This is a genomic window from Nonomuraea sp. NPDC049750, from assembly GCF_040659625.1.
In the GTDB taxonomy this organism is placed as follows: Bacteria; Actinomycetota; Actinomycetes; order Streptosporangiales; family Streptosporangiaceae; genus Nonomuraea.
In genome coordinates this window covers 84,002-99,322 of the sequence record NZ_JBFANB010000026.1, presented here as the reverse complement: position 1 = coordinate 99,322, position 15,321 = coordinate 84,002, and the positions used below count along the sequence as shown (strand labels likewise).

Here is a 15,321-nt window from a genome sequence, read left to right as displayed (position 1 = left end):
CCGAAGCAGGCTCGATCCCAGCGGCGCCGACCATCAGGAGCGGCGCGCGGCGATGCTGGGCAAGCTGGAAGAGCTCGACGCCGAGCAGGCCAAGGCGGTCGCGGGCGGCGGCGACAAATACGTGGAGCGGCACCGGAAACGGGGCAAGCTGCTGGCCCGCGAGCGGATCGAGCTGCTCATCGATCCCGACTCCCCCTTCCTGGAGCTGTCGCCGCTGGCCGCGTGGGGCAGCGAGTTCCCGGTGGGCGCCAGCATGGTCACCGGGATCGGGGTGATCGAGGGCGTCGAGTGCGTGATCACCGCGAACGATCCCACGGTCAGAGGCGGCGCATCGAACCCGTGGACGCTCAAGAAGTCGCTCAGATCCGCCGACATCGCGCTCCAGAATCGCCTGCCGTACGTCAATCTGGTGGAGAGCGGTGGCGCGGACCTGCCGACGCAGAAGGAGATCTTCATCCCGGGTGGGCGGATATTTCGGGACCTGACGCGGCTGTCGGCGGCGGGGATCCCGACGATCGCGCTCGTGTTCGGCAACTCCACAGCCGGAGGCGCCTATGTGCCCGGAATGAGCGACTACGTGGTGATGGTGAAGGAGCGGGCCAAGGTGTTCCTCGGCGGGCCGCCGCTGGTCAAGATGGCGACCGGCGAGGAGTCCGACGACGAGTCCCTCGGCGGGGCCGACATGCACGCGCGCACCAGCGGCCTGGCCGACTACCTGGCCCTCGACGAGCACGACGCGCTGCGGATCGGGCGGCAGATCATCCGGTCGCTCGACTGGCGCAAGCTCGGCACGCGGCCTCAGGCCGTACAAGAGCCCCGATATCCGGCCGAAGAGCTCCTCGGGATCGTGCCGCAGGACCTGAAGGTGCCGTTCGATCCGCGCGAGGTGATCGCGCGGATCGTGGACGGCAGCGAGTTCGAGGAGTTCAAGCCGCTGTACGGGGCCTCTCTGGTGACGGGGTGGGCGCGGCTGCACGGCTATCCGGTCGGGATCCTGGCCAACGCGCGTGGCGTGCTGTTCAGTGAGGAATCGCAGAAGGCGACCCAGTTCATCCAGCTCGCGAACCAGTCGCGCACTCCGTTGCTGTTCCTCCAGAACACGACCGGTTACATGGTCGGCAAGGACTACGAGCAGGGCGGCATCATCAAGCACGGCGCGATGATGATCAACGCGGTGTCCAACTCGACGGTGCCGCACCTCACCGTGGTGATGGGCGCCTCCTACGGCGCCGGAAACTACGGGATGTGCGGCCGGGCCTACGATCCGCGGTTCCTGTTCGCGTGGCCGAGTGCGAAGTCGGCGGTGATGGGGCCCGCGCAGCTCGCCGGGGTGCTGTCGATCGTCGGGCGGGCCTCGGCCGAGGCGCGCGGTCAGGTGTACGACGAGGAGGGCGACGCGGCCATGCGGGCGATGGTGGAGGCGCAGATCGAGGCGGAGTCACTGCCGTTCTTCCTGTCGGGGCGGCTTTATGACGACGGGGTGATCGACCCGCGCGACACCAGGACCGTGCTGGGGCTGTGCCTGTCGGCGATCAACAGTGCCGCGGTGCCCGAGGCGGCGGGATTCGGGGTGTTCCGGCCGTGATCACTCGTCTGCTCGTCGCGAACCGGGGCGAGATCGCCCGGCGCGTCTTCCGTACCTGCCGCTCGCTCGGCATCGAGACCGTGGCCGTCTTCTCCGACGCCGACGCCGGGGCGCCGCACGTGGCCGAGGCCGACTACGCGGTACGGCTGCCCGGCGCCAAGCCCGCGGAGACCTATCTGGACATCGAGCGGATCGTGGCGGCCTGCCAGGCGGCGGGCGCCGACGCCGTGCACCCGGGATATGGGTTCCTGTCGGAGAACGCGGACTTCGCCCAGGCTGTACTGGATGCCGGGCTGATGTGGGTGGGTCCGTCGCCGCAGTCGATCGCGGCCATGGGGTCGAAGATCGAGGCCAAGCGGCTGATGGGCGAGGCCGGGGTGCCGGTGCTGCCGTCACTGACGGCGGCCGTGACGGAGTTCCCAGTGACAGCGTTCCCCGTGCTGGTGAAAGCGTCGGCCGGTGGTGGCGGGCGGGGTATGCGGGTGGTGCGCGACCCCGCCGAACTGGAACGGGAGATCGCGTCGGCGCGGCGCGAGTCCGAGGCGGCGTTCGGCGACGGGACCGTGTTCGTCGAGCCGCTGCTCGAAGGGGCCAGGCACATAGAGGTACAGATCCTGGCCGACCGGCACGGCACCGTGTGGGCGCTCGGCGAGCGGGAGTGCAGCATCCAGCGGCGGCACCAGAAGGTCGTGGAGGAATGCCCCTCCCCCGGCATCACTCAGCGGGTCAGGGACGAGCTCTGCGAGGCGGCGGTCAGGGCGGCCAACGCCATCGGATACGTCGGGGCCGGGACCGTGGAGTTTCTGGTCAAGGGCGATCAGGTGGCCTTCCTGGAGATGAACACCCGGCTCCAGGTCGAGCACCCGGTCACCGAGCTGGTCTACGGGGTGGACCTGGTACGGCTGCAGATCGAGGTGGCCGAAGGGCTGGCGCTGCCGGGCTCCCCGCCGCCGCCTCAGGGGCATGCGGTCGAAGTGCGGCTGTACGCGGAGGACGGGGACTATCTTCCGCAGACCGGGGTCTTGCGACGGTTCGAGGTGCCTGGGGACGTACGGGTTGATTCGGGAGTCGAGGCCGGGTTGGTCGTCTCCGCTCATTACGACGCGATGCTCGCCAAAGTGATCGCTCATGGCTCGTCCCGGGATGAGGCGGTACGGAAGCTGACGACGGCGCTGCGACACGCTCAGATCCACGGGCTCACCACGAACAGGGATTTACTGCTCAGCGTCCTGAAAAATCGTGACTTCAGGGCCGGGGACACGCACACCGGGTTCCTTGACGGACACGAACCCGGTCTGAGACACCTCGATGAGCTGGCCGTGCTGGCCGCCGCCCTGGCCCAGGCCGCCGCCAACCGGGCCGCCGCGCCGGTCCTGCGCAGCCTGCCCTCCGGCTGGCGCAACGTCCGGTCGCAGCCCTCGCGCGCCGTCTTCGAAGAGGCCGAAGTCGTCTACAAGCCGCTTCCCGACGGAATCGAGCTGGTCCATGCGGACCCGTCCAGAATCGTCCTGGAACGCGGCGGCGTACGGCACACCTTCGACATCGCCCACTACGACGGTAAGGTCTGCGTCGACTCCCCCAGCGGTTCCGTCGAGCTGACGCCCGCTCCCCGGCTGCCCGAACCCGTCGAGCAGGTCGCGCCCGGCTCACTCCTCGCTCCCATGCCGGGTAGCGTGCTGCGGGTCGATGTCGAGCCGGGTGACCGCGTGTCGAAGGGCCAGGCGGTGCTGGTGCTGGAGGCGATGAAGATGGAGCATCAGATCGCCGCGCCCGCCGACGGCGTCGTCTCCGGCGTACACGTCGAAAAGGGACAGCAGGTCGAGGCGGGCGCCGTGCTGGCGATCATCCGGGAAGGGGACTCATGACGAGCCTGGTCCACAAGGAGCTGGCCGGCGGAATCGCGACGATCACGCTGGACTCGCCGGCCAACAGGAACGCGCTGTCCGTACGGCTGCTCGGCGACCTGGAACGCCGGCTGAACTGGGCGCTGACCGAGCCGGAGGTCCGGGTGATCGTGCTGACCGGCGCGGGCCCGGTGTTCTGCTCGGGCGCCGACCTCAAGGAGCAGCGCGTCGAGCCCGCTTCCGGGGTCGGCGACGCGCCGGTGACGGCGTCGTTCCCGGAGATCCTCTCGTTGATCTGGGAGAGCCCGAAGCCGGTCATCTGCCGCCTGAACGGCACCGCCCGCGCGGGCGGGCTCGGCCTGGTGGCCGCGTGCGACTTCGCGATCGCGCCGGTGACGGCCTCCTTCGCGTTCACGGAGGTACGGCTCGGCGTCGTGCCCGCGATGATCTCCGTACCGGTCCTGCGCAGGCTCGATCCCCGGGCGGCGGCCGAGTACTTCCTGACCGGCGAGGTGTTCGACGCGGCCAGGGCGGTGGAGATCGGGCTGCTGACGCGGGCCGTACCCGCCGAGGAGCTCGACGCGACCGTGCGGCACTACGCCGGGATGCTGCTCAAGGGCGGCCCCGAGGCGCTGGCCATCACGAAACGGCTGGTCAGGGAGCTGCCACAGGTGTCGTTCGAGGAGGGGCTGCGGCAGATGACCGCGCTGTCCGCCCAGCGCTTCACCTCCGAGGAGGGTCAGGAAGGCATCGCGGCCTTCATGGGCAAGCGCCCCGCCAAATGGGTTCCTTCTTCATGACACTGCGCATCGCGAACTGCAGCGGCTTCTACGGTGACCGGCTGTCGGCCGCGCGGGAGATGGTCGAGGGCGGGCCGATCGACGTGCTCACGGGCGACTGGCTGGCGGAGCTGACGATGCTCATCCTGGCCGGCAACCGCCTCAAGGGCCGCCCCGGCTACGCGCCGACGTTCCTGAAGCAGCTCGAAGAGGTCCTCGGCACCTGCCTCGACAAAGGCATAAAAATCGTGACCAACGCCGGCGGGCTGGACCCGGCCGGGTGCGCCGCCGCCGTACACGAACTCGCCGCCCGCCTCGGCCTCTCCCCCAGGGTCGCCCACGTCACCGGCGACGACCTCACCGGCCGCGACCTGGACCTGACCAACGCCGACACCGGCGAGCAGCTCGCCGCGACGCCCCTGACCGCCAACGCCTACCTGGGCGGCCGCCCGATCGCGGCGGCCCTGTCGGCCGGCGCCGACGTCGTGGTGACCGGCCGCGTCACGGATGCCGCTCTGGTGACGGGCCCCGGCATCTGGCGGTACGGCTGGCAGCCCGACGACCTCGACCCGCTGGCGGGCTCGGTGGTCGCGGGACACATCATCGAATGCGGCTGCCAGGCCACGGGCGGCAACTATGCGTTCTTCCAGGACGTACCGGATCTGGCGCACTGCGGCTTCCCCATCGCCGAGCTGCACGCCGACGGCTCCTCCGTGATCACCAAGCACCCGGGGACCGGCGGCCTGGTCTCGATCGGCACGGTGACCGGCCAACTCGTCTACGAGATCGCCGGCCCCCGCTACCTCGGGCCCGACGTGGTGGCCCGCTTCGACACCATCACGCTGTCGGACGACGGCCCCGACCGGGTCCGCGTCTCCGGCGTACGCGGCGAGCCGCCGCCCGGCACGCTCAAGGTCGCGGTCAACTACCTGGCCGGATACCGCAACACGATGACGCTGGTCCTGACGGGCCTGGATATCGAGGCCAAGGCCCGCGCGGCGGAGGAGGCGATCTGGGCCAGGGTGCCGAAGGAGTCGTTCGACGAGGTGGACGTCACGCTCGCGGACGGGGGGCTGCTGCGGATCACGGTCATGGACGCCGACCAGCGCCGGGCCGGCCGCGCCTTCTCCTCGGCTGTGGTGGAGACGGGGCTGGCCAGTTACCCCGGCTTCTACGGTCTCGCCCCGCCAGGCAACGCGTCGCCGTATGGGGTGTACTGGCCGGTGCTGGTACCGGCTACGGAGGTGCGGGCCCGGGTCTTTCTGGACGGCGAGGAGGTGCCGACAGTCACGGACCGCGATGGAACCACCGTCTCATCATCTCCGCGACCACGGCGGGCCGATGACGCACGGCAGTCCCCGGCACGGGTTTCGGGCGCCCAGCCAACGGTCCGCACCCCGCTGGGCCGCCTGGCGGGCGCCCGCTCGGGCGACAAGGGCGGCAACGCCAACCTGGGGGTCTGGGTCGACACGGCGGAGCGGTACGACTGGCTGGCGGCGTACCTGACGACGGACCGCCTCAAGGAGCTGCTCCCCGACCTGGCGGCCCACCGGATCACCCGCTACGAGCTCCCGAACCTCCACGCGCTCAACTTCATCGTCCACGGCCTGCTGGGCAGGGGCGTGGCGGCCAGTCCTCGTATGGATCCCCAGGCCAAGGCCCTTGGCGAGCAGCTACGCGCCCAGCCGGTCGACGTGTGCGCGAGGTTGCTGCCCTGAGAGCGGAATCCACTTGCCCCATCACGTTCCGTAGCCATATGGTTGCGCTGGGATGACTATGCGGAGTCGCTAACTAGGCGACGGAGATCGTCATGGGTAAGCACGAAGGCGACCCCAAGAAGTACAAGCCGTACATTGCCCCCAAGGCCAAGGACGAAGACACCTTGTGCGGCGGAAACGGCAAGCACAGCGGCGGAAAGGGCGACAACAAGGACAACAAAGACAACGGGGACAAGAAGTGAACGCCCCCGGCCGAATCGAGCGGATGCTCGACGAGATCATGGCCGTTTCCCCACGCAGCAAGTGGGTGCTCAGCGCGCTGCGAGCCGTTCCCCGTCACCTGTTCATCCCGTCGATCGCGCAGGCGTTCGTCGGGCTGGAGGAGCGTGAGAGCGTCATCGACCGCGACGCCGACCCCGATACCTGGTGGGAGGTGGTCTACTCCGACAGTGTGCTCGTCACCCAGATCGATGACGGTGCCACCGAGATCCAGCTCGGCGCCAGAGGCTCCACCTCGTCCAATTCCGCGCCCAGCACCGTAGCCGACCTGCTCCAATGGCTGGACCCCGAACCCGGCCATCGGGTGCTCGAGGTGGGCACCGGCACCGGCTGGACCGCCGCTCTGCTCTCTCACGTGGCCGGCGCGACCAACGTCACCTCGATCGAGATCGACAGGGCTAACGCCGAGCAGGCGGCCAAGAACCTCGTCGCCGCCGGAGTACAACCGCATCTTCTCGTCGGCGATGGCGCGTACGGCTTCCCCGGCCACGCCCCCTTCGATCGGGTGCATGTCACGTGCGGCATCCACACCGTGCCCTACGCCTGGATAGCACAGTCCCGGCCCGGCGCGGTGATCGTCGCCCCATACTGTCCCGGCTTCGGCCTCAACAATGCGCTGCGGCTCGTGGTCAGGCCGGACGGCACGGCGATCGGCCGCTTCCCCGGCTTCGCCTCGTACATGATGATGCGCTCCCAGCGGAGCACCGACATCGGCGACTTCGACCCCGACCAGGCGCAACTGTCCACCACCAGGATCGACCCGCGCACCCTCGCCTACGCCCCGGCCGGAGCCGACCTGGCGATCTCGACGCTGACCGGCCTGCAATCTCGCACCTATCGCGAGGCTGACTTCTATCGCATGTGGGTCATCGGCGACAGCGACCGGTGGGCGGCGGCGACCTGGGAGCCGAAGCGGGACGTCTACGAGGTCTTCCAGATCGGCGACCGGGACGTCTGGCAGGAGGCCGTGGACGCCTACTACCGGTGGGTGAGCTGGGGCGAGCCCGACCGTGACCGGTTCGGCATGACGGTCACCCCCGAGGGCCAGCACATCTGGCTGGACACGCCGGAGCGTGTCATCAGCCGATAGGTCGTACGTGAGCCTCCTGGGCGCGCCAGCCCAGGAGGCCCGCGCCCAGGAGACCCGCGTGGACGCCGAGGGCCGAAACGCGCAGGGCCGGTGGACGGCGGAAGGTGAGCAGGGCCGCCAGCCGGTCGCGGAGGGGCGCGATCAGAGTGTCGCCCGCCAGCGAGAGGCCGCCGCCGATGACGACCAGGGCCGGGTCGAGCAGCAGCGTGTACGTGGCCAGGGCCAGGGCCAGCGCCTCCACCGCCTCGTTCCAGACCGCCACGGCCTGGGCGTCGCCCCTCAGCACCCGGGTGACCACGTCGGCGGCGGAGTCCTCGCCGCAGCGGGCCGCGATGGCCGAGGCCGAGGCGTACGCCGCCAGGCAGCCGCGCTGGCCACAGGCACAGGGGAGGCCGTCGGGCCGTACCGGGATGTGGCCGATCTGGCCGGCCCAGCCGGCGGCTCCGCCGTACAGGCTGCCGGACAGGACCACCGCGCCCGCGATGCCGGTGCCGATGGGGAGGTACAGCACGTCTCCCGATCCGCCGCCGCACGCCAGTTCGGCCTCCCCCGCCGAGCGGACATCGTGGCCGAGCACGACCGGCAGGTCGACCTCTGTGAACGCCTCGACGGGCACGTCACGCCAGCCGATCGCGGCGGAGAACACCGCGTGCGTCGCCGTCACCAGCCCCGGCACGGCCAGCCCCACGGCGACGGGCTCCAGACCGCCAGATGTGCAGCGGCGGGAGAGGTCCGTGACGAAGGCCGAGATGGCGGCGATCACCCGTTCGGGGCCCTCGGCGCGCGGCGTGGCCCGGCGCTCCACGTACAGCGGAGTCCCGTCGCGGCCGACGAGGCCGCCCTTCAGCGTCGTCCCACCCACATCGACCGCCACCACGCATTCCACACGCCTAGTAAATCGTTTGAACGAGCGGCCGGGGACCGGGAAGGCTGTGCGGCATGAACCCGCGCCTGCTGTCCCAAGCCGACCTCGACGCCTGCACCCGGCTGGCCCAGGACCGCGAGTGGCCGCCCGAGCGGCACAAGTGGGGGCTGCTGTTCGAGGTCGGCGAGGTGTACGGGATCGACGCGCCCGACGGCGACGGCCTCGCCGCGACGAACATCCTGACCCGCTACGGCCACGACCACGCCGTGATCAGCATGGTCCTCACCGCCTCCCGATACGGCAGGCAGGGATTGGCCGGCAAGTTGATGGAGCACGTGCTGCGGCAGGCGGGAGACCGCGTCGTCTGGCTGCACGCGACCGAGAACGGGCGCCCGCTGTACGAGCGGCTCGGCTTCCGTACCGTCGGCAGGGTCGCCGCGCATACCGGTGTCTTCCAGGGCGAGCGTTCCGGCCGGACCCGGCCCGCCACGCAGGAGGATCTCGGCGCGATCCTGGCGCTGGACGCGGAGGTGTTCGGCACGGACAGGTCGGCGCTGCTGCGCCGCATGTTCGGGTTCGGGGAGCAGGTGCGGGTCACCGAGGGCGGGTTCGGGCAGGCGTGGCGCAACGACGGCAACGTGGTCATCGGCCCTGTCGTGGCGCGAGACCAGGCGACCGCCGAGGCGCTGATCGGCGACCTGGCTCTGGACGTGGGCGGCGTCGTGCGACTGGACCTCGATCTGGCCAAGGACGACCTGGTTAAGTGGGTGGGTGAGCATGGCATCGGCAACCCGTGGCCGGTCTCGCTCATGGTGCTGGGCGGCGAGCTTCCTGGCGATCGGGCCCGCCAGTTCCTGCCGTACATGCAGGCGCTCGGTTGACCGGCCGAACGTGCCTCTCATAAGGTACTAGAACTTCATTCTACTGAAGGGCGGCGATGACCTCCACCCACATCGACGTCGGCGCCATCGACTTCGGCGCGCTCGGCGCCTGGATGGACACCCAGGGCCTGCCCGGCGGCGACATCGGCGACGCCGTCCCGGTCCTCGGCGGCACGCAGAACGTCATGGTCCGCTTCCAACGCGGCGGCACCCCGTACATCCTGCGCAGACCTCCCCTGCACGCGCGGCAGCAGAGCAACGAGGTGCTGCGCCGGGAGGCGCGGGTGCTCGCGGTGCTGCGCGACACCTCGGTGCCCGCGCCGAGGCTGGTGGCCGCGCAGACGGCGGACGAGCCGGTCTACTACCTGATGGAGCCGGTCGACGGCTTCAACCCGTCGACCGGACTGCCCGAGCCGCACGCCTCCGACCCGGCGATCCGGCACCGGATGGGGTTGGAGGCGGCGGGCGCGCTGGCAGAGCTGGGACGCGTCGATCCCGCCGCGCTGCCCGGCTTCGGCCGGCCTGAGGGGTTCCTCGAACGGCAGGTGCCGCGCTGGCTCAAGGAGCTCGACTCCTACGGCCGGCTCGACGGCTACCCCGGGCCCGACATCCCGCGTCTCGCCCAGACGGCCGAGTGGCTGGAGCGGCACCGGCCCGCGACGTTCACGCCGGGGGTCATGCACGGCGACTACCACTTCGCGAACCTGATGTTCGCTCACGACGGCCCCCGGGTGGCGGCGATCGTCGACTGGGAGATGTGCACCATCGGCGATCCGCTGCTCGACCTGGGCTGGCTGCTGGCCACCTGGCCGTCGAACAACGAACACGTCCCGGGCCTGCCACCGCCGGGAGAGCTCGTCGCCTACTACGCGGCGCTGTCCGAGCGCGACCTGTCGGCCATCGGCTGGTACGCCGTGCTGGCCTGCTTCAAGCTGGGCATCGTGCTGGAGGGCACCCATGCCAGGGCCTGCGCCGGCCAGGCTCCCAAGGACATCGGGGATCGGCTGCACGCCACCACGCTGGCCCTGTTCGCGAGGGCTCAGGAGTTCATGGCTGGCCTCTAAATTCCGATTTTTCCCAAAACGATCATTTATGTCCTCCCGAGCCATACAATTGCGCGCAATTGCAGTTGATACTCGGGGAAGGATAGACATGCGGATGCGGTTCCTCGGCTCCACATCGGAGGCGGGCGCCTGCCCCACCCTGTACGAGACCGATCGGGGCACGATCGTCGTTCAGGGCCTCGAACTCACCGACAAAGAAGCCCTCGCGGACCTCCGCGACATCCTCGATGGCGAGACGGCAGTGGAGGTACCCCGCGAGCTCATTACCGAAATAGCCCGCCGGGTCCTGGCCGAAACTCCGGTAACCGCTTTCCCGAGCAGGGACGGGACACCCCCCGCGACCGATTGATCACAATTGCAGACCGGGTCTGGCATGATCCACGCAAACCGGTCTAGCCTCATGCGGTGACGTCGTTTCAGCAGGCGCGCGTCGACCTCGGCAGCCAGCTACGCCAGTTGCGCGAGGCCGCCCACCTTTCGGGCAAAGATCTGGCCGAGAGGCTCCGGTGGCAGCCGTCGAAGGTGTCACGCCTGGAGAACGCCCGGCAGACCGCCACAGAGGACGACGTGGTCGTCTGGGCGGCTGCCGTACAGGCGTCTTCGGAGACGGCCGACGACCTGATCCGGCAGTCCATCGCGCTGCTGGAGCGGCACGACGACTGGAAGCAGCGGCACCGCAGCGGCCTGGCCGCGCTCCAGGAGGACATCCGCGACCTGGAGGCCCGCACCAAGCTCTTCCGGGTGTTCGAGCCGGCGATCGTCATCGGGCTGCTGCAGACCTCCGAGTACGCCAGGCACGTCTTCCGCAAGGTCAAGCGCCTCTACAGCGCCGCCGACCAGATCGACGCGGCCGTTCGCGTACGGATGCAGCGTCAGGAGATCCTCTATGACCGGAGCCGCACGTTCAGGTTCGTCGTGACGGAGTCGGCGCTGCGCACCCGGATCGCGCCGCTCGACGTCATGCACGGCCAGCTCGACCGGCTGCTGGCGGTGAGCACGCTGCCGAACGTGGAGTTCGGGGTCATCCCGTTCGACACCGAGATCCCCTCGTCGCCGATCAACGGGTTCTGGATCTACAACGAGGCCATGATCGGCCTGGCCACCATGACGAAAGACCTGGTGCTGCGCGACCCCGACGACATCGCCTTCTACGTGCGGGCCTTCGAGGACTACGCGAAGTGCGCGGAGTTCGACGAGGCGGGCCGGGACGTCATCATCGGCATTCTTAACGACTACCGCAAACAATCCTCACATTAACCATCGCAATTGCTTGCCTCCCACCACAAGATCGTGCAATTCTGTCGCGAGAACGTTGCGGAGGTGATGCATGATGCTTGACACCGCGCTCAGCCTCGAGCGGTTTGCTTGGTACGCGAGACGACACGCCGACCTGGCGATTCTGAACCTCGCGCTTTCCAGCGACCCCGCTTACGTGTCCGTGCGTAATCGCTTCTCCGCCAACCTCGCCGAAACCGTCACCCTTTCCGAGGGTGGGAGTTTCCTCACCTCGTGGGGCTATCGGCTCGGCACGACGGATGACGTCGAGGGCGCGGCCGCCCGGCTGGCCTTCCTCCTGGCCGCGTTGCCCGCGTAGCTCCTTTTTTAGGCCTGTCGGGAAAGCGCCTTCCCTACTCGAACGACGAAGGCTCGATCCCGGCCTCTCTGGCCGCCGCCGTGTGCGCGTGATCCAGCAGGCGGGAGCGGGTCAGGACCGCCGGGTGGAGCGTGTAGCGGATGACCAGGCCGTCCAGCATGGCGTCGATGCGTTCGGCGGAGGCCGCCGGGTCTTCGCAGCTGAACTCGCCCGACTCCGTACCGTCCGCGAGGACCTGAGTGAGGGCCCCCAGCCACGCCGACTCGAGCTCCAGCATGATCTCGCTGACCGCCGACTCGCGCAGGGCGGTGTTCCAGGCGTCGATCCACAGCAGCCAGCTCTGGTCGGAACGGGACTCCGGGATGTAATAGCGGAGAACCCGGTCCAGGCGCTCGACCGCGGTGCCGGGGCCGGCCGCCAGCTCCCCCAGGCGGGCGCCCTCGATGTCGAGGGTGGCCCGCAGCATGGCGGTGATCAGCTCGTCCTTGGTGGCGAAGTGATAGTGGATGAGGCCGCCGCTGACGTTCACCGACTTGGCGATGTCGGCGATCCGGGTGTGGGCCAGGCCGCGCTCCAGGACCACCTTGCGGGTGGCCTCCAGGAGCTCGGCCCTGCGCTGGTCTGCCTGTTCGGCCCGGTTCGTACTCCGCACCGGGTCAGCCTATCCGCCCTCAGCTGGCCCTTAGCAGCCTGACTTGTAGAGGACCTTCTGGATCTCGGGGGTGTTCAGGTTCTGCTTGGTGACGATCGTGGCGTCGGTCGGGATCGAGGCGGTGACCGGCTGGCCCTTCACCGCGGCGACGGCCTGCTCTACGCCCTTGGCGCCGATCTCGCCGGGCAGCTGGGCGATCAGGGCGGACACGACGCCGTCCTGGAGCTGCTTGACCTGTGCGGGACCGGCGTCGAAGCCGACCATCTTCACCTTGTCCAGCTTGCCCGCCTGCTGGAGCGCGCTGCCCGCGCCGGTGGCGGAGTTGAGGTTCGTGGCGAAGATCCCGGCCAGGTCCGGGTCCTTGGCCAGCGCGGCGTTGACGATCTTGGAGGCTTCGCTGACGTCGTTGTGCGAGTACTGGACGCCGAGATAGGAGATCCCCGGGTGGCTCGCCTTGATCTCCTCCTCGAACCCCTTGATCCGGGCGTCCACCGAGCTGACGCCCGGGTCGGTGGAGATGACCAGCGCCTTGCCCTTGTCGCCGATCTGCTCGGCCAGCGCCTTCGCGGCGGCGGCGCCGCCCTTGACGTTGTCGGTACTGATCCGGGACAGGCCGATGCTCGGGTCCTCCACCACCGTGTCCACCAGGATGATCTTGATGTCCTGCTGCTTGGCCTGGGTGAGCGGCGCGATCAGCGCCTTCACGTCGGTCGGGGCGATCAGCATGGCGTTGGGCTTGCTGGCGATCACGGAATTGACGATCGGCGTCTGCAGCGTCGGGTCGAACTTCTGCGGCCCCTGTACGTCGAGCTGCACGCCCAGCTCCTTGGCCTTGGCCTTGGCGCCGCAGGCCATGGTCTCGTAGAACTCCTCGCCGGCCAGGCCTTGGATGAGCGTTATCTTGGTGGGCCCGCTCTGGGTCGCCGTCCCTCCACCGCCACAGGCCGCGACGGTGAGCAACAGCGTCGCGAGTGCCAGAGCCTTACGCATGCCTGTCTCCTTACTGGTCGCGCCTGCCGCGCTGCCACTGGTCGACATAGACGGCGGCGACGAGCACGGCGCCCACCACCACCTGCTGCCAGAACGGCCGCACCCCGAGAATCTGGAACCCGTTCTGCAGCACCACCGGGATGAACACCCCGATGACGGTCCCGACCACGGTCCCCACGCCGCCGAACAGCGACGTGCCGCCGATCACCACGGCCGCGATGGCCTGCAGGTTGTCGGTGGAGTGGGCGGAGACGCCGGTGATCCCGTACTTGGCGAGCGACAAGTACCCGGCCAGGCCCGCCAGCAACCCCGCCAGGCCGTACACCTTGATCAAATGCCTGTTCACGGCCACGCCACCGCGGCGGGCCGCCTTGGCGTTGGAGCCGATCGCGTACGTGTGACGGCCGAACCGGGTGCGTGTCAGCGTGACGCCGAGCACGGCGGTGATCGCCGCGCAGATCCACGCGATCAGCGGCACGCCGAGCCAGCGCGCCAGCCCCAGGCCGAGGTTGAGGTCGCTGGGCGCGCGCAGATCCACGCCGCCCGTCAGCAGCAGCGCGCCGCCGAGCGACATGCCCAGCGTGCCGAGCGTCACGATCAGCGCCGGAATGCGGCCCTTGGCGATCAGGAAGCCGTTCAGCAGGCCCCAGGTCAGACCGGTCAGTACGGCGGTCGCGGCGCCGAGCAGGAGTGAGCCGGTGGCGTCCATGAGCTTGGTGGCCGCGACCGCGCTGAACACCAGCACTCCGCCGACGGACAGGTCGATGCCCGCGGTGATGATCACGTAGGTCATGCCGGTGGCGAGGAGGAGCAGGATGGCGGCGTCGCTGACGAGGTTGAGAAGGTTGAAGGAGGTGGCGAAGCTGGCTGGGCGCAGGATGGAGAAGATGATCAGGAGGGCGGCTAGGACGGCGGCGATCCAGACGACTTGGCGGTCGCGCAGGCGGGTCTTCTCGGGGGCGCTCGTTTCGGGCGGCGATTCGATTACGCTCACTTGGGAATCTCCGATTGCTCGGCGACCTGGCCTTCGGCTTGCTCGATTGCCTGACCAGCGGCTTGTTCGATCGCGCCCGTCATGGCGCCGACCAGATCCTCCATCGAGACCCGCGCCGTCTCGAACCTGGCCACCCGCCGCCCCAGCCGCAGCACCTCGACCCGGTCGGACACCGCCTTGACGTCCTGCATGTTGTGACTGACCAGCACCACCGCCACCCCGGTGTCCCGCACCCTGCGGATGAGATCGAGCACCTTCTGCGTCTGCACGACCCCGAGCGCGGCGGTCGGCTCGTCCATGAACACCACCCTGCGCGCCCACGTCACCGCCCGCGCGACCGCGACCCCCTGCCGCTGCCCGCCCGACAACGTGGAAACCGGCGCGCTCTGCGACTTGAGCCGCACCCCGAGCGTTTCACATGCCTCTCTGGTACGAGCCCGCATGGCCGCGTTGTCGAGCAGTCCGAGCCGACCGAGCAGACCTTTTTGCAGTAGTTCCCTGCCGAGGAAGAAATTGGCCGCCGGACTCAGATCGGCACACAGCGCGAGATCCTGATAGACCGTCTCAATCCCGGCTTCCCTGGCGTCCTCCACCGACCCGAACTCCACCGGCTCGCCATCCACGATGATCTCACCGGCGTCCGGTCCTTCGGAGCCCGAAATGATGTTGACCAGCGTCGACTTCCCGGCGCCGTTGTCGCCGATCAACGCCACGACCTCGCCGGGAAGCAGCGCGAAGTCCGCGCCGCGCAGCGCCTCCACGTGGCCGTAACTCTTGACGATCCCCCGGGCTTCCAGCAGCGGTGCGGACATAGAACTATCAAGTGCCGCGTATGACATCGTTGTCAACCCCGATCTTCACACGGCTTGGTATGGCCGTACGAAGCGCCCCGAACTCGTGGACGCTTACGCTGTTCGGGACTTGGCGTCACGAAGGACCCGGACGTGTACCGTACGTCCCCCTTCCCGCACGCGGCCGGGCGGGGC

The 15,321-nt window shown here is 69.2% G+C and carries 16 protein-coding genes; 11 read left to right on the top strand and 5 right to left on the bottom strand.

From position 1 onward, the window contains the following. Nucleotides 1-52 precede the first annotated feature (52 nt). The 6 genes from AB0J16_RS44190 (at nt 53) to AB0J16_RS44165 (ending at nt 7,295) form a co-directional block, all read left to right on the top strand. Nucleotides 53-1,585 (top strand): carboxyl transferase domain-containing protein, encoded by a 1,533-nt coding sequence (locus tag AB0J16_RS44190; protein WP_358551468.1) that lies wholly within the window; start codon nt 53-55, stop codon nt 1,583-1,585. Continuing rightward, a complete protein-coding gene (locus tag AB0J16_RS44185) occupies nt 1,582-3,450 on the top strand; it encodes a biotin carboxylase N-terminal domain-containing protein (protein WP_358551376.1) in 1,869 nt (622 codons plus the stop codon). Before AB0J16_RS44190 ends, AB0J16_RS44185 begins: the two co-directional genes overlap by 4 nt. Further along, nucleotides 3,447-4,229, top strand: coding sequence for an enoyl-CoA hydratase-related protein (locus AB0J16_RS44180; protein WP_358551374.1), 783 nt, complete (start codon nt 3,447-3,449; stop codon nt 4,227-4,229). Before AB0J16_RS44185 ends, AB0J16_RS44180 begins: the two co-directional genes overlap by 4 nt. Continuing rightward, on the top strand, nt 4,226-5,926 hold the full coding sequence (locus AB0J16_RS44175; protein WP_358551372.1) for an acyclic terpene utilization AtuA family protein: 1,701 nt from the start codon (nt 4,226-4,228) through the stop codon (nt 5,924-5,926). Before AB0J16_RS44180 ends, AB0J16_RS44175 begins: the two co-directional genes overlap by 4 nt. A 92-nt stretch (nt 5,927-6,018) precedes the next feature. After that, nucleotides 6,019-6,168, top strand: a complete 150-nt coding sequence (locus AB0J16_RS44170) for a hypothetical protein (RefSeq protein WP_357951012.1) — start codon at nt 6,019-6,021, stop codon at nt 6,166-6,168. After that, on the top strand, nt 6,165-7,295 hold the full coding sequence (locus AB0J16_RS44165) for a methyltransferase domain-containing protein (RefSeq protein WP_358551370.1): 1,131 nt from the start codon (nt 6,165-6,167) through the stop codon (nt 7,293-7,295). The genes AB0J16_RS44170 and AB0J16_RS44165 overlap by 4 nt, the downstream gene beginning before the upstream one ends. On the opposite strand, the gene AB0J16_RS44160 is transcribed toward AB0J16_RS44165, so the two are convergent. After that, entirely contained in the window at nt 7,285-8,169 is an 885-nt protein-coding gene (locus AB0J16_RS44160) for an ROK family protein (RefSeq protein WP_358551368.1), read from the bottom strand. The two genes, AB0J16_RS44165 and AB0J16_RS44160, sit on opposite strands and share 11 nt — an antisense overlap. Before the next feature lie 65 nt (nt 8,170-8,234). Here AB0J16_RS44160 and AB0J16_RS44155 point away from each other — a divergent pair, with 65 nt between their 5' ends. From AB0J16_RS44155 to AB0J16_RS44135, 5 genes are all read left to right on the top strand, one after another. Then, nucleotides 8,235-9,041, top strand: a complete 807-nt coding sequence (locus tag AB0J16_RS44155) for a GNAT family N-acetyltransferase (RefSeq protein ID WP_358551366.1) — start codon at nt 8,235-8,237, stop codon at nt 9,039-9,041. A gap of 56 nt (nt 9,042-9,097) precedes the next feature. Next, complete coding sequence (locus tag AB0J16_RS44150; protein ID WP_358551364.1) at nt 9,098-10,105, top strand: phosphotransferase family protein; 1,008 nt, start codon at nt 9,098-9,100, stop codon at nt 10,103-10,105. A gap of 88 nt (nt 10,106-10,193) precedes the next feature. Continuing rightward, on the top strand, nt 10,194-10,454 hold the full coding sequence (locus tag AB0J16_RS44145) for a hypothetical protein (RefSeq protein ID WP_357950999.1): 261 nt from the start codon (nt 10,194-10,196) through the stop codon (nt 10,452-10,454). Between the two features lie 56 nt (nt 10,455-10,510). Further along, nucleotides 10,511-11,362 (top strand): helix-turn-helix transcriptional regulator, encoded by an 852-nt coding sequence (locus tag AB0J16_RS44140; protein ID WP_358551362.1) that lies wholly within the window; start codon nt 10,511-10,513, stop codon nt 11,360-11,362. A 70-nt stretch (nt 11,363-11,432) separates the two neighbouring features. After that, nucleotides 11,433-11,699: a hypothetical protein gene (locus tag AB0J16_RS44135; protein WP_358551360.1), complete on the top strand. Its 267-nt coding sequence runs from the start codon at nt 11,433-11,435 to the stop codon at nt 11,697-11,699. Nucleotides 11,700-11,733: 34 nt separating this feature from the next. Here AB0J16_RS44135 and AB0J16_RS44130 read toward each other — a convergent pair whose 3' ends face one another. Genes AB0J16_RS44130 through AB0J16_RS44115 form a run of 4 tightly spaced genes read right to left on the bottom strand, consistent with a single transcriptional unit; the run spans nt 11,734 to nt 15,147 of the window. Further along, nucleotides 11,734-12,351 (bottom strand): TetR/AcrR family transcriptional regulator, encoded by a 618-nt coding sequence (locus tag AB0J16_RS44130; RefSeq protein WP_358551358.1) that lies wholly within the window; start codon nt 12,349-12,351, stop codon nt 11,734-11,736. A 30-nt stretch (nt 12,352-12,381) separates the two neighbouring features. After that, nucleotides 12,382-13,341, bottom strand: a complete 960-nt coding sequence (locus AB0J16_RS44125; protein ID WP_358551356.1) for an ABC transporter substrate-binding protein — start codon at nt 13,339-13,341, stop codon at nt 12,382-12,384. 10 nt (nt 13,342-13,351) lie between these two features. Continuing rightward, nucleotides 13,352-14,335, bottom strand: coding sequence for an ABC transporter permease (locus tag AB0J16_RS44120; RefSeq protein WP_358551354.1), 984 nt, complete (start codon nt 14,333-14,335; stop codon nt 13,352-13,354). Continuing rightward, on the bottom strand, nt 14,332-15,147 hold the full coding sequence (locus AB0J16_RS44115; protein WP_358551352.1) for an ATP-binding cassette domain-containing protein: 816 nt from the start codon (nt 15,145-15,147) through the stop codon (nt 14,332-14,334). The genes AB0J16_RS44120 and AB0J16_RS44115 overlap by 4 nt, the downstream gene beginning before the upstream one ends. Nucleotides 15,148-15,321 lie beyond the last annotated feature (174 nt).

Excerpts from the sequence above, each read along its gene's own strand:
- AB0J16_RS44190 (WP_358551468.1), top strand. The coding sequence starts at position 53 with ATGCTGGGCAAGCTGGAAGAGCTCGACGCCGAGCAGGCCAAGGCGGTC.
- AB0J16_RS44180 (WP_358551374.1), top strand. The coding sequence starts at position 3,447 with ATGACGAGCCTGGTCCACAAGGAGCTGGCCGGCGGAATCGCGACGATC.
- AB0J16_RS44175 (WP_358551372.1), top strand. The coding sequence starts at position 4,226 with ATGACACTGCGCATCGCGAACTGCAGCGGCTTCTACGGTGACCGGCTG.
- AB0J16_RS44170 (WP_357951012.1), top strand. The coding sequence starts at position 6,019 with ATGGGTAAGCACGAAGGCGACCCCAAGAAGTACAAGCCGTACATTGCC.
- AB0J16_RS44155 (WP_358551366.1), top strand. The coding sequence starts at position 8,235 with ATGAACCCGCGCCTGCTGTCCCAAGCCGACCTCGACGCCTGCACCCGG.
- AB0J16_RS44150 (WP_358551364.1), top strand. The coding sequence starts at position 9,098 with ATGACCTCCACCCACATCGACGTCGGCGCCATCGACTTCGGCGCGCTC.
- AB0J16_RS44145 (WP_357950999.1), top strand. The coding sequence starts at position 10,194 with ATGCGGATGCGGTTCCTCGGCTCCACATCGGAGGCGGGCGCCTGCCCC.
- AB0J16_RS44135 (WP_358551360.1), top strand. The coding sequence starts at position 11,433 with ATGATGCTTGACACCGCGCTCAGCCTCGAGCGGTTTGCTTGGTACGCG.
- AB0J16_RS44125 (WP_358551356.1), bottom strand. The coding sequence starts at position 13,341 with ATGCGTAAGGCTCTGGCACTCGCGACGCTGTTGCTCACCGTCGCGGCC.
- AB0J16_RS44115 (WP_358551352.1), bottom strand. The coding sequence starts at position 15,147 with ATGTCCGCACCGCTGCTGGAAGCCCGGGGGATCGTCAAGAGTTACGGC.